Source organism: Cohnella sp. GCM10012308 (assembly GCF_042649185.1).
GTDB lineage: Bacteria > Bacillota > Bacilli > Paenibacillales > Paenibacillaceae > Cohnella.
The window spans coordinates 22,694-35,896 of the sequence record NZ_JBHRYU010000017.1 but is presented as its reverse complement, the minus strand read 5'-3'; the positions used below and the strand labels follow the sequence as shown (position 1 = coordinate 35,896).

The 13,203-nt window shown below is 60.5% G+C and carries 12 protein-coding genes; all 12 read left to right on the top strand.

Translation table 11 applies throughout. From position 1 onward, the window contains the following. Nucleotides 1-23 precede the first annotated feature (23 nt). The 12 genes from mutL to ACFOTD_RS18445 all read left to right on the top strand — a co-directional run bounded on the left by mutL (nucleotide 24) and on the right by ACFOTD_RS18445 (nucleotide 13,184). A complete protein-coding gene (mutL, locus tag ACFOTD_RS18500; protein ID WP_378121326.1) occupies nucleotides 24-2,129 on the top strand; it encodes a DNA mismatch repair endonuclease MutL in 2,106 nt (701 codons plus the stop codon). Continuing rightward, nucleotides 2,126-2,908, top strand: a complete 783-nt coding sequence (locus ACFOTD_RS18495) for a class I SAM-dependent methyltransferase (protein WP_378121324.1) — start codon at nucleotides 2,126-2,128, stop codon at nucleotides 2,906-2,908. Before mutL ends, ACFOTD_RS18495 begins: the two co-directional genes overlap by 4 nt. Beyond that, nucleotides 2,905-3,858 (top strand): tRNA (adenosine(37)-N6)-dimethylallyltransferase MiaA, encoded by a 954-nt coding sequence (gene miaA / locus ACFOTD_RS18490; protein ID WP_378121322.1) that lies wholly within the window; start codon nucleotides 2,905-2,907, stop codon nucleotides 3,856-3,858. The genes ACFOTD_RS18495 and miaA overlap by 4 nt, the downstream gene beginning before the upstream one ends. Nucleotides 3,859-3,910: 52 nt before the next feature. Further along, nucleotides 3,911-4,153 carry an RNA chaperone Hfq gene (gene hfq / locus ACFOTD_RS18485; RefSeq protein WP_340513656.1) on the top strand — a complete coding sequence of 81 codons (243 nt, stop codon included), beginning with the start codon at nucleotides 3,911-3,913 and terminating at the stop codon, nucleotides 4,151-4,153. A gap of 159 nt (nucleotides 4,154-4,312) precedes the next feature. Next, a complete protein-coding gene (locus tag ACFOTD_RS18480) occupies nucleotides 4,313-6,943 on the top strand; it encodes a transglycosylase domain-containing protein (protein ID WP_378121319.1) in 2,631 nt (876 codons plus the stop codon). Nucleotides 6,944-7,043: 100 nt separating this feature from the next. Continuing rightward, on the top strand, nucleotides 7,044-7,484 hold the full coding sequence (locus tag ACFOTD_RS18475) for a GNAT family N-acetyltransferase (protein WP_378121317.1): 441 nt from the start codon (nucleotides 7,044-7,046) through the stop codon (nucleotides 7,482-7,484). Nucleotides 7,485-7,605: 121 nt separating this feature from the next. Beyond that, entirely contained in the window at nucleotides 7,606-8,166 is a 561-nt protein-coding gene (locus ACFOTD_RS18470) for a ribonuclease FAU-1 family protein (RefSeq protein ID WP_090112617.1), read from the top strand. After that, nucleotides 8,163-8,819 (top strand): YdcF family protein, encoded by a 657-nt coding sequence (locus ACFOTD_RS18465; RefSeq protein WP_378121315.1) that lies wholly within the window; start codon nucleotides 8,163-8,165, stop codon nucleotides 8,817-8,819. Before ACFOTD_RS18470 ends, ACFOTD_RS18465 begins: the two co-directional genes overlap by 4 nt. An 89-nt stretch (nucleotides 8,820-8,908) precedes the next feature. Continuing rightward, nucleotides 8,909-9,928 (top strand): AAA family ATPase, encoded by a 1,020-nt coding sequence (locus ACFOTD_RS18460; RefSeq protein ID WP_378121313.1) that lies wholly within the window; start codon nucleotides 8,909-8,911, stop codon nucleotides 9,926-9,928. 63 nt (nucleotides 9,929-9,991) lie between these two features. After that, on the top strand, nucleotides 9,992-11,293 hold the full coding sequence (hflX, locus tag ACFOTD_RS18455; protein WP_378121311.1) for a GTPase HflX: 1,302 nt from the start codon (nucleotides 9,992-9,994) through the stop codon (nucleotides 11,291-11,293). A 40-nt stretch (nucleotides 11,294-11,333) separates the two neighbouring features. Next, nucleotides 11,334-12,638 (top strand): methionine gamma-lyase family protein, encoded by a 1,305-nt coding sequence (locus ACFOTD_RS18450; RefSeq protein WP_378121310.1) that lies wholly within the window; start codon nucleotides 11,334-11,336, stop codon nucleotides 12,636-12,638. Between the two features lie 126 nt (nucleotides 12,639-12,764). Then, nucleotides 12,765-13,184, top strand: a complete 420-nt coding sequence (locus ACFOTD_RS18445; RefSeq protein ID WP_378121308.1) for a MerR family transcriptional regulator — start codon at nucleotides 12,765-12,767, stop codon at nucleotides 13,182-13,184. Nucleotides 13,185-13,203 lie beyond the last annotated feature (19 nt).

The window sequence follows — 13,203 nt, the reverse complement described above, 5'->3', positions numbered from 1 at the left end:
GAGTCAGGAAGGAGGAACAGCCCATGGGAATCATCATCCAGCTGGACGAGCATCTATCGAATCAGATCGCGGCCGGCGAGGTGGTCGAGCGCCCGGCTTCCGTGCTGAAGGAGCTTATCGAGAACGCGGTCGACGCCGGCGCAAGGCACGTCGACATTACCGCGGAGGAAGGCGGCCTGTCGCTGATTCGGGTCGTGGACGACGGAGCGGGCATCCAGCCTGACGACCTGCTCATCGCCTTCCAGCGCCATGCGACGAGCAAGATCGCAAGCAATCGCGACTTGTTCCAAATCTCGACGCTGGGCTTCCGGGGCGAAGCGCTGCCGAGTATCGCGTCCGTATCCAAAGTCCGGTGCCTGAGCGCCTCCGAATCCGGCGGCCTCGGCCGGCTGCTCGAGATCGAAGGCGGCACGGTCAAGCGCCATGAGGACGCGGGCGCGCCGAGAGGCACGGACATGTCCGTCAAAGAGCTTTTTTACAACACGCCGGCACGGCTCAAATACATGCGCACGATCCAGACGGAGCTGTCGCATCTGTCCGACGTCGTTTACAGGCAGGCGCTTGCGCGCCCGGACGTCGCGTTTACGTTCTCCCACAACGGCTCGGTGCTATTGCGAACCCCGGGGAACGGCGATCTAAGGCAGGTCGTCGCGGCAATATACGGCTCTGGACCCGCCAAAGCGATGCTGGAGATCCAAGCGGACGGACCGGACTTTTCGCTGTCCGGGCTGACCGCCATGCCGATCGAGACGCGCGCCAGCCGCAGCGCGGTGACGATCATCGTCAACGGAAGGTTCGTGCGCAGCCCCGCCGTCGTCCAGCCGCTGCTGCAGGCTTACCATACGCTGCTCCCGATCAACCGCTATCCGCTGTCTGTGCTGCATCTGCGGATGCATCCGTCTCTTTTGGACGTGAACGTTCACCCCGCCAAGCTCGAGGTGCGGTTCAGCAAAGAAACCGAGCTGCGCGCGTTCGTGGAGGCCGCCGTTAAGGAGGCGCTCGAAACCTATGCCTATATCCCTTCGGGAACGGCCGTCCGCAAGCCGAAGCCCGAGACCTGGCAGCAAGAGCAAATCCGGTTCCAGCTGCCGCCGGTCGAGGCGGAACCTGGTCCCAGGCAAAGCGAGCCGCAGCCGGACGGCGATACAGCAATCGCACAGCCGGACAGCGATTCAGAAACTTCGCGGCTTCCGGCTCACGCATCAAGCGAAGCGGCGGTCGCCGCTGAATCCGAAGCGCCTTCTCCTGAGCCTCGGACAGCCGGATATTCAGTTTCTTCCCACGACGCGGATTCAATATTGCCGGGATACGGGGAAAGAAAACGGGATAGCGTCCCCGGCCGGCCGTCTTACGCCGCTGCTTCCGGTAATCAGTCGTCCAACGTCCGTCAGGATACGGTCCGCGAACAGCGTCCTTCCGGCGGCAGCTACGCAGCGCCGGCGCGGGATCCTTGGAGCGATAGAAGCGGGGGGCGGGAAGCGGGCAAGCTGCCCGATCAAGTGTGGCGGGCGGCGTTCGGCGCCGCGGCCGCGGAGACGAAGCCCGAATTTCCCGAGCTCTATTGGATCGGCCAGCTTCATGGAACTTACATCGTCGCCCAGAACGACAGCGGCTTGTACCTGATCGATCAGCATGCCGCGCACGAGCGCATCCATTACGAGATTTACTACGAGAAGTTCGGCGATCCGGCAGCCGCGAGCCAGGAGCTGCTGCTCCCGGTCACGCTGTCCTTCGCGCCCGACGAATACGCGGCCATTCGCGGCAAGCTCCCCTGGTTCGAGCTCGCGGGCGTATATCTGGAAGATTTCGGAGGCAATACCTTTATCGTACGGGCCGTACCGCATTGGCTTCCGGAGGGGGACGAGTCGGACATCGTGCGGGAGATGGCGGAGTGGATCTTGAAGGAGCGGGGCATCGATCTTCACAAAATCCGCGAGAAAGCGGCGATTCTGTGCTCCTGCAAAGCTTCGATCAAGGCGAACCAGGCGTTGACGCGCGAAGCGGGCGAGATGCTGCTTCGCAGGCTAGCCGCCTGCAAGCAGCCTTATACTTGCCCGCATGGACGGCCCATCGTCGTCAGCTTCACGACCTACGAGCTCGAGAAAATGTTCAAGCGGGTGATGTCTTGATCGTAACGACCGCGGAGAAGCCGGACGCGGCGCTTACCGCGTACGCGCGCGGATTGGCGGGCGAGCTTGGCTGCCGCTTCGCCGACCGCCGCCGCGAGACGCTGGCAGGCCTAGCCCGGAAGTTCCCGGAAGCCGCGGACGGCATCCTGATCGCGGCGCCGCAAGGCTTGAAGTATGCCGCGGACGGCAAGGATCCGCTATTTTACCATCCGAGCATGGCGCTGATCAGAGTCAAGCGCCTGCTCGAGGGCGGCGGCGACGCGCTCGTAGACGCGGCCGGCGTGCGGCCGGGCGACGTCGTCGTCGATTGCACGGCGGGCTTGGGCGCCGATGCGCTCGTCCTCTCGTACGCCGCCGGCGCCGCAGGCAGCGTTAAGGCCATTGAAGCTTCGCGCATCCTGTACGTCATCGTAAGAGAAGGCTTGCAAGCTTACCGTAGCGGACTAAGCGAGCTCGACGAGGCGATGCGCAGGGTGAGCATGCGGCTTGGCGAGCATCTGCAGGCGCTGAGGAGCATGCCGGATCGCAGCGCGGACATCGTGTACTTCGATCCGATGTTCGCGAAGCCCGTCCAGGACTCGGCCTCCTTGAGGCCGCTTCGGGCGCATGCGGAGGATCGGTCTCTCGCCGCAGAAGCGATCGCGGAGGCGAGCCGGGTAGCCCGCCGCGCCGTCGTGCTTAAGGACCACAAGACGAGCGGCGAATTCGAACGGCACGGGTTCCGGCGCGTCCGGACTTCCTACTCGGCCGTGGACTATGGAGTGATTGAAATTCAATGACGAACAACAAGCCTCCGCTGATCGCGCTGGTCGGACCGACGGCCGTCGGCAAGACCGCGGCGAGCCTTGCGATCGCCAAAACCTTCGATTGCGAGATTATCAGCGGGGATTCGATGCAGGTATACAAAGGGATGGATATCGGCACGGCCAAGCTGCCGTTCGCGGAGCGCGAAGGCGTACCGCACCATCTGATCGATATCAAGAAGCCGACCGAGCCCTTTTCGGCAGCGGACTTTCAGACAGCCTGCGAGAATGCGATCCGCGACATCCACAGCCGGGGGCGAATCCCCTTCATCGTCGGCGGCACGGGCCTGTATGTCGAGTCCGTATGTTACGGGTTCCGCTTCCAGCCGACGGGCGGCGATTCCGCTTACCGTGAGTCGATGCAGGCGATCGCCGACTCGGAAGGGGCCGAAGCGCTCCATCGGAAGCTGTCGGACGTCGATCCGGCGACGGCGGCCAAACTGCATCCCAACGATGTAAGACGCGTCATTCGGGCGCTGGAGATTCATGCGACGACGGGGCGTCCCGCGTCCGAGCAGCTCGGCGAGGCGCGAGGAGACCGCAAGGAATCGCCCTATAATCTCGTGCTGCTCGGACTTCATATGGATCGGGCCAAGCTGTACGCACGCATAGACGGGCGGGTCGACGATATGCTGGCACAAGGGCTGGAAGAGGAAGTACGGGGTCTGCTCGCGGCGGGCCTGCCTTCGTCGTCCGTTTCCATGCAGGCGCTCGGATACAAGGAGATGGCCGCTTACCTCGAGGGGCGCACACCTTACGAGGACGCCGTTTCGATGCTCAAGCGGGATACGCGGCGCTTCGCCAAGCGCCAGCTCTCCTGGTTCCGGCACATGCAGGACCTGGTCTGGATCGATACGGACGGCGCCGCAAAAATCACCGATCTTTTGCCAATGATCTATGCTATAATAGCAGGAAAGTTAAAATGAGCTTTGAATATAAGCTTATAAAAGAAATTAATGGCGATGGGGGATACCGGTAATGAACAAGTCCATAAACATCCAGGATACGTTTCTGAATCAATTGCGCAAGGATAGCGTGCCCGTCACCGTCTACTTGACCAACGGTTTTCAGATCCGCGGCGTCGTCCGCGCCTTCGACAACTTTACGATCGTCATCGACAGCGACGGCCGGCAGCAGATGGTTTACAAGCATGCCATCAGCACGTTTATGCCGCAGCGCAACGTATCCCTTCAGCAGCAGGACACCGGGGCCAACGCTTGACGCTTAGGCGCGCGTAGCTCCAAAACGAAACCTTTCACCCCCCTTAAGCGTCTAATTGAATAGCCAGGCCACAGGGCAACCCAAGACTTGGGTTGTTCTTCTTTTGAGCGGGTATGGTATAGACAGAGAAAAAACGTACTGTAAAAGGGGAGAAAGCCATTGGCTCAGTCAGCACCGAAATCGTCCCGCAGCGGGAAAGGCGGCAAGCCGCCGCGCAAGCGCGGGCGCGGCAAAGTCGCGCTCATTTGGATCATCTGCCTCGCCGTCCTGGCCGTTCTCGCCGCGGCGGTCGCGTACTTGCTCGTCATTTTGAACGGCGAACGCGTTTTGTCGGCCAACCTCAACAAGCTCGATCTCGACCGTTCGACGATCGTCGCCGACGCGAACGGCAATCAGATCGCCAAAATATCGATCGCGGGCGGCAACCGCGAATACGTGCAATACAAGGATATTCCCAAAGCCGTGGCCGATGCCTTTGTCGCGGTAGAGGACAAACGGTTTTACGAGCATGGCGGCGTCGACCTGTTCGGTATCGGCCGCGCGCTCGCCAAGGACGTCGTCGCCCGCAGCATGGTCGAAGGCGCCAGCACCATTACCCAGCAGCTTGCCCGCAATTTGTTCCTTAACGCGGACAAAACCTGGTTCCGCAAAGGCACGGAGGCGTCGATCGCGCTGGCGCTCGAGCGGCACAAGACCAAGGAAGAGATTTTAGAGCTGTATTTGAACCGGATCTATTTCGGCAACGGTCAATACGGCATCAAGACGGCTGCGAAGTTTTACTTTGGCGTCGGCGATCTCGATCAGTTGAAGACCTGGCAGATTGCTACGCTTGCCGCGATTCCGAAGGGGCCGAGTATCTACAATCCATACAAGCATCCGGACAATTCCATGGAACGCCGCGGCGTCGTCCTGAGGCTGATGACGGATCAAGGACTCATTACGGAGGAAGAACGCGCAGCGGCTGCGGAGATCGTCTACAAGCCGACAATGGCGATGACAAGCACGAGCAAGTTCGCCAGCTTTACGGATTATGCGATCGACGAAGCGCTCCAAAAGCTGAATCTGACGGAAGAAGAGCTGCTGGCGGGCGGCTACACGATCTATACGACGATCGATACGGACGCCCAAAGCGCGATGGAAAGCGAATTTTCCAAAGACGCCAACTTCGAGAAAAGCGAGGACGATACGCCGATCCAGGGCGCGATGGTCATTATGGACCAGCACGACGGCTCGCTCAAGGCGATGGTCGGCGGACGGGATTACCAGAAGAGCGGACTGAACCGCGTGGAAAGCCGTCGTCAGCCGGGATCCTCGTTCAAGCCGATCGTCTCGTACGGTCCGGCGCTCGAGACGGGCAATTATACGCCGGATTCGACGCTCCGCGACGACAAGACCTGTTACGGCAACGGCACGTATTGCCCGACGGATTCCAATGCGAAGAAGTATATCGGCGCCGTCTCGATGAAGGAAGCGATTCGCGAGTCGCGCAACCAGCCGGCCGTCTGGCTGCTTAACGAGATCGGCCTCTCGACGGGGGTTAAGTTCGCCGGCAAGCTGGGCATCGAGCTGGGCGACGAAGACAAGCACAATCTGGCGATCGCGCTCGGCGGCTTGACTAACGGCGTGACGCCCGTGCAGATGGCCCGTGCCTACGGCGCCTTCGCCAACGGCGGCCAGCTTCAGGACGCGCATGCCATACTCAAGATCAACGACGCTTCGGGAAAAACGGTCTACTCGTTTAAAACGCCCGGCGACAATCAGGTGATCAAGCCATTAACCGCGTACTACGTGACCGAGATCATGAAGGGCGTCGTAAGCGGCGGCACGGGCACGAAGGCGCAGATCAGCGGACGGACCGTAGCCGGCAAGACGGGGACGACGCAGCTCGGGCTCAAAGGCGTGAGCTCCAGCGGCAACCGCGACGTCTGGTTCGTCGGCTTCACGCCGGAGTATACCGCAGCCGTCTGGATGGGCTACGACAAGACCGACAAGGATCATTACGTCAAGAAGAGCAGCGGCCAAGCTGCGGCGCTGTTCTCCAAGATCATGACGAAAGCGCTAGAGGGCAAAAAGAAGCAATCGTTCCCCGTGCCGGATCAGGCGCAGGAGCAGCCGACTCCGACGCCGACGGCGGATCAGTCGATTACGGATCTGACCGGCGTTTACGACTCTCAGCAAGTGTCGGTGACTTTGAACTGGACCGCGGTGCCGGGAGACGATATCACGTACAAGATTTATCGCAAGGGAAGCGACGAGAGTCAGTTCAAGCTGCTCGTAGAGTCCGTAACGCCGACGGCGGACGATCTTTCGATCCTGCCCGACTTGACTTACACATATTACGTGAAGCCGTACGATCCGAACGCCGACGCGGAGGGCGCCGAATCCAATCGCGTTACGGTAGAGGTGACTTCCGAGCTGGAGCCTACGCCGACTCCGACGCCTTCGGAGACGCCTGGCGAACCGACGGAATCGCTCCCGCCGGAAAGCACGGACGTACCGGACGACGGAAACGGCGGAGATCAAGGCGGACAAACGCCGGACGGCGGGCAGCCGACCGATACGTCGCCGCCTTCGCAGACGACGACCCCGTCTCCGACGCCGTCGTCGACTCCCCAATCGACAGAGTCCACTGGCCCGGTCGCGCGCGCGACGGCCACGCCGAGCGTGCTGCCGACGCAGACGGACGCCGCCGACCAGAAAGGCAAGAAAAATGATAAAAACAATAAAAACAATAAAAACCAACCCAATTCAGAGGTTGCGGCCGATTCCACGGAGACGGTCGCTCCTTAATCAAATTTCGCTTAGAGACAGGCGCATCCGCGCTTGTCTTTTTTTCGTTTTTTGTACAAAATAGGTTCATTATAGAGAGAAATCGGCAGGAGGAATAGGAATGGAATGCAAACTGGTAACCGAGCAAAGCGAACTGGAGATGGGATTGTCCGTGCGCATGGAAGTATTCGTGCAGGAACAAGGCGTTTCTCCCGACGAAGAGGTGGACGGATATGACGTTTCCCCTTCTGCCTGCAGACACTTCCTGGTGACGGACGAAGGGAGGCCCGCAGCCGCAGCCCGCTGGAAAACCTTTGAACCCGGAATCGCCAAGCTGCAGCGCATCGCCGTCAGACTTCCCTATCGCGGCCGCTCGATCGGTCGCCTCATTGTATCGGCCATGGAGGAAGACGCCGCCAAGCTTGGATACGAATCCGCGATCCTGGACGCGCAGTGCAGCGCGGAAGCCTTTTACCAGAAGCTGGGCTATGCGACGATATCTGCTGAACCGTTTTACGATGCCGGCATTTTGCATGTCAGGATGAGCAAGAACTTGCGATAAACTTACCGGCAGTCGTGGCCGGATGAGGTTTGCCGTTGCGCAGAGAGGGCTTAACTGGTTCAAGAAGGCAAGTTGTGGTAAGCTTTGTGTAAACCTGATTATCGTGAACGAGAGAGGATTTATGAAACGAAAATTTTCCGACCGGGCCAACTGGCGCCGCATCTTGAAAAAAAACTATGCCTGCATCCCCATGGACGAACCTTATTTCCGCGGGTTTGTGACGTTGTACCGGATTCAAGACTTGCGCGACCCGCTATGGAAGGAGTACAACGGGAAGCGGATGTGCCTCGCGGACAAAGGGTATCTGTGGACCCAGCATTACCCGCGCGGAGAGCATTTTGTCGTGACGACGATGTTCGATCAGCGAGGCCAGGTCGTACAGTGGTACATCGATATTTGCAAAACGCAGGGATTGACCGATCAGCAAGTGCCCTGGTTCGACGACTTGTATCTCGACATCGTCGTATTGCCGACCGGCGAGACGCTGCTTCTGGACGAGGACGAGCTTGAGGAAGCCTTAGACGACGGCCATATCACGCCGCGCGACTCTGCGATGGCCCACCGGACTGCGCAGCGCCTGTTGTCTCTGATCCGGCAGAAGAAGTTTCCTTATTTCGATATGAGCCTTAAGCACCGCAAGCTGTTTCTCGAGCGTCTCGGCTGGGAGAGCGGTACGCCGTGACCGGGGGCCGGAATCCCGGGCCAAGCGCGGCCGAATCTGTCGTCCTTCTGCGCCGAAGGCGTCTTCGGGCGGCCGCCTATATCGTTAGCGCCGGCGTGCTGGCGCTTTTTCTTTGGTGCGGCAGCCTGTTTGTCGTTATCGGACGATTCGGCGGCGAACCCGCGAAGGGACTTCCGGCGCAGTCCGATGTCGGGATCGTGCTTGGCGCGTCCTTGTGGGACAACAAGCCGAGTCCGGGCTTACAGGAGCGCCTCGATCAGGCTTTATCGCTCTATAAGGCGAACGTATTCAGCCGTTTTATCGTTACGGGCGGACTGGACGCCGGTGGTGCCGTACTGACCGAGGCGGAGGGCATGCGCGATTATTTGCTGCAGCGGGGCGTGCCTGCTCCGGCGATTTTTATTGAGCCCGAGGCGACGAGCACGTACGAAAACTTGAAATTTTCCAAAGCGATTATGCAGGCGAACGGATGGCATACGGCGGTAATCGTCACGCATCAATATCACGGGTCAAGATCGCTCGACATCGCAGAGGCGCTGGATTACGAGCGTCCGCAGGTCAGCGTGACGGATTCGAAGGTGATGAACATGGCTTATCACCGGACGCGCGAGGTGCTTGCCTACACCAAGTGGCTGCTCCAAAAGTGGCTCTGAGCGTGCGGTTGCATGATGCCCGGTTGGCTCGAATAGACTGATAGTGCGGCGTTCGCGCCGACTTTTCGTCTGCGGGGTGTGAGCCATTCATGAACGCTAGAGCGCAGGGCGAGCGGGACAGCGCCGCCGCGGCGAGGCCCGCCAGACAGATCAACGTGGTGCTTCGCAACCAGGACGCGGCGCCGTCCGGCGCGGCAGCCAGCACGGAGGCGCTGGCCGCCGGCCGCGGCCTGCCGTCTTCCGGCCCTTGGGCCATGTGGCAGCAGGAGCTGGAGCGCATGGTCGGGCTCGATAATGTCAAGGAGCTCGTATACGAGATTTACGCGCTGCTGCAGATCGCCCAGTACCGGGGCGATGCGGGACTTCATAGCCAGGCGCACGTCTATCATATGATTTTTAGAGGCAATCCGGGCACGGGCAAGACGACGGTCGCAAGGCTCCTAGCCAAGCTTTTTCAGAGCATGGGACTTCTGACCAAAGGCCATCTGGTCGAGGTCGAACGCGCCGACCTGGTCGGCGAATATATCGGCCATACCGCGCAGAAGACGCGGGATCTCGTGAAGAAGGCGCTCGGCGGCGTGCTGTTCGTCGACGAGGCGTATTCTCTCGCCCGCGGCGGGGAAAAGGACTTTGGCAAGGAAGCGATCGATACGCTCGTCAAGGCGATGGAGGACCATCGCAATCAGTTCGTGCTGATCCTGGCGGGATATCCGATGGAGATCGACATGTTTATGATGACGAACCCGGGACTTCCGTCGCGGTTCCCGATCCAGATGGATTTTCCGGACTTCAGCGTGGATCAGCTGCTGCAGATCGCCGAGGGAATGGCGAGGGAGCGCGATTACGTGCTGCTGCCCCAGGCGGTCGCCAAGCTCAAGCAGAACGTGCTGCAGGAAAAAGAAGCGGCGGCGCATCCGTTCAGCAACGCCCGTTACGTGCGCAATATGCTCGAACGAGCGATTCGCAACCAGGCGGTGCGGTTGCTTCAACAATATCCGTCGGCTTCGCCGTCAAGACAGGAGCTGGTGGGCATTCGGCCCGAGGATTTGAAGCCGTTGCCTGCGGCGGGGGCGCCGACGGGACCTGCGTTTGGGTGGGGCTTCAATTAGAGTGCCTTCTAGCGGGTATAGTATAGGGTGACGATACGAAGCACTGGAGGCAGCCGATAGAGGATGAAGCCAAGTTCTTACGATACGGGGGCAGACCGCGGCGAGCGCGCGCTGCTCGTCAGTCTGGTTACCGACGCCGTGCGCCAATCGGGCGCGGATTCGGAGCATTCGATGGACGAACTCGCGAATCTCGCGGATACGGCCGGCGTCGAGGTCGTCGGGCGCATGATGCAAAACCGGGACGTTCCGGACACGAGATGGTTCGTCGGGAAGGGCAAGGCCCAGGAGCTGAAGGCGAGGATCGCCGAAGAAGCGGTGACGACGGCCATTTTCGATCAGGAGCTGTCCGGCGTGCAGGTACGCAATCTCGAAGAAGAGCTGGACGTGAAGATCATCGACCGCACCCAGCTGATTCTCGATATTTTCGCGGGCAGGGCCAAGACGAGGGAAGGCATCCTGCAGGTGGAGCTGGCTCAGCTGTCGTACCTGCTGCCGAGACTGTCCGGACAAGGGAAAAATCTGTCCCGTCTCGGCGGCGGCATCGGAACGCGCGGACCGGGCGAGACGAAGCTTGAGACGGACCGCCGTCATATCCGCAATCGGATCACCGAGCTGAAGCGCCAGCTCGAGGGCGTGATGGCGCATCGCAAGCTGCACAGGGAACGCCGCAAAAAAAACGGCATCGTACAGGTTGCGCTTGTCGGTTATACGAATGCCGGTAAGTCGACGCTGCTTCGGCAGCTCACGAGCGCCGACGTTCTCGCGGAGAACAAGCTTTTCGCCACGCTCGATCCGACCTCCCGCGCGCTGTCGCTGCCGAGCGGCAAGGAAGTGCTTCTCACCGATACGGTCGGCTTCATCCAGAACCTCCCGCACGATCTGGTAGCGGCGTTCCGGGCGACGCTCGAAGAGGTTAATGAAGCGGACTTGCTGCTCCACGTTGTGGACGCCTCGTCTCCGATGCGGGACCGGCAGCGGATGGTTGTCGATGAGGTGCTGGCGGAGCTCGGTGCGGGCGGCCAGCCGACGCTGCTCGTCTACAACAAGATCGACGAATGTCCGCCCGCGGCGATCGGATTGCTTGCAGGCGGCCCGGACGCGATTCGCGTCAGCGCATTTAGCGGACGGGACATGGATATGCTCGTGCGCCGCATCGAGGACAAGCTCCTGGGCGACGTAAGGCTGTTGTCGCTCCCTGCAGAACGCGGCGAATTGGCCGCGCTCGCCTATCGCGTAGGCGAAGTGCTGGAGCAAGGCACGGACGAGGACCGCCTGCTGTTAAAGCTTCGTATCAATCCGGCGGATCTGGAGAAATACGGGAGATCGCTTGAGAACTATTTCGTAGAAAACATGAATTCGGTCTGATCGTTAGCGCGAACCGGTTCGGAAATGGGAGCAGGGAAACATGAAGGCAAACGAAGGCAGGGACATTCAAGCAACGGAACTGGAATGGCAGCAGCTGGCCGAACGGGCGGAGACGCTCGCTGCCAGCCGTTTTGCTGAGACGGACCGGATCGGCGAAAGGAATAACTGGAAGGTCATTCGCGCCTTCCGCAAGCATAAAGTGAGCGATTACCACTTCGCCTCTTCGACGGGCTACGGCTACAACGACAGGGGACGCGAGGTGCTGGATCTCGTATATGCGGATGTATTCGGAGCGGAGGCCGCACTGGTGCGGCCTCATTTTGCTTCGGGCACGCATACGATCTCGACGGCACTGTTCGGCGTGCTGCGGCCAGGCGACGAGCTGCTGTTCGTGACAGGCGAACCGTACGATACGCTTCGCAAGGTCGTAGGCAAGCCGGGAGACGGCATCGGTTCGCTTGCCGACTGGGGGATCCAGGCCAAGTCGATCCCGCTGCTGTCTGACGGCAGCGTGGATATTGCCGCGGTCGCCGCGGCGGCGACGCCCCGTACGCGGGTATTCGCGATCCAGCGCTCCCGGGGGTATGAGTGGCGGTCTTCGTTTACGATCGACCAGATCGCGGAGATGGTCCGCCGTTTGCGGCAGATCAAGCCGGACGCCGTCATTTTCGCCGATAATTGCTACGGCGAGTTCACGGAAGATCGCGAGCCATGCGAAGTCGGCGTCGATCTGATCGCCGGCTCGCTCATTAAAAATCCGGGCGGCGGGCTCGCTGCCAGCGGCGGATATATCGCGGGCAAGCAGGAGCTCGTCGAGCAGGCGGCCTTCCGCATGACCGCGCCGGGCATCGGGGCGGAAGTCGGCGCCATGCTCGGCACGACGCGGTCGATCTACCAGGGGTTGTTTCTGGCGCCGCTGCTCGTCTCGCAAGCGGTCCGCGGCAGCATATTCGCAGCAGCCGTGTTCGAACAGCTTGGTTTCGAGACCAAGCCGGGCTGGGACGAGCCGCGCACCGACCTCATCCAAGCGATTGCCTTCGGCTCGGAAGCGCCGCTGATCGCCTTCGTCCAAGCCGTGCAGCGCGCGGCCGCGGTAGACGCCCATGTCGTGCCCGAGCCGTGGGACATGCCCGGCTACGAGCATCCGGTCATCATGGCGGCGGGCACTTTTATACAAGGCGGCAGTCTGGAGCTGTCCGCGGACGCCCCGATCCGCGAGCCTTATATCGCATACATGCAGGGCGGATTAACGTATGCGCACGTAAAATTGGCAGTGCGGGAAGCTTGGGAGTCGCTGCGCGATCGGGGCATGCTCTCCGGGATGTCAGTTCGGCGGAATCAATAGCCGAGCCTGCCGAATGGCTGCGTATGCTCATTGGAATTAAACCTTACATTCCTTGACATGTTTTGCGGCCCGGGCTACAATGGGAGTGGTTGCAAATTCCGCGCCCAGATGGAAGGTTGATACGTTATGGCTGGCGACGAAATACGCAGAAATATGGCGCTGTTCCCGATTGGCATTGTCATGAAGCTGACCGATCTGACTGCCCGGCAAATACGATATTACGAACAACATGAACTGATTCAACCCGCCCGGACGGCGGGCAATCAGCGGCTTTTCTCGTTTAACGACGTCGAGCGTCTGCTCGAGATCAAAGCGCTGATCGAGAAGGGCGTCAACATCGCCGGCATCAAGCAGGTGATGAACCCGGTCGGAGAGAGCGCGGACGACGGAACGATTATCAACGAGATGTCCGAGGTCAAGCGACGCGAGATGTCCGAATCTCAGCTTCACCGCATGCTCAAGCAGCAGATCATGTCGGGCAACAAGCGTCCGGGCCAAGTATCGCTCATCCAGGGCGAGCTGTCCCGCTTTTACAAGAACAAGTAGCTGTACCTACAACGACCAT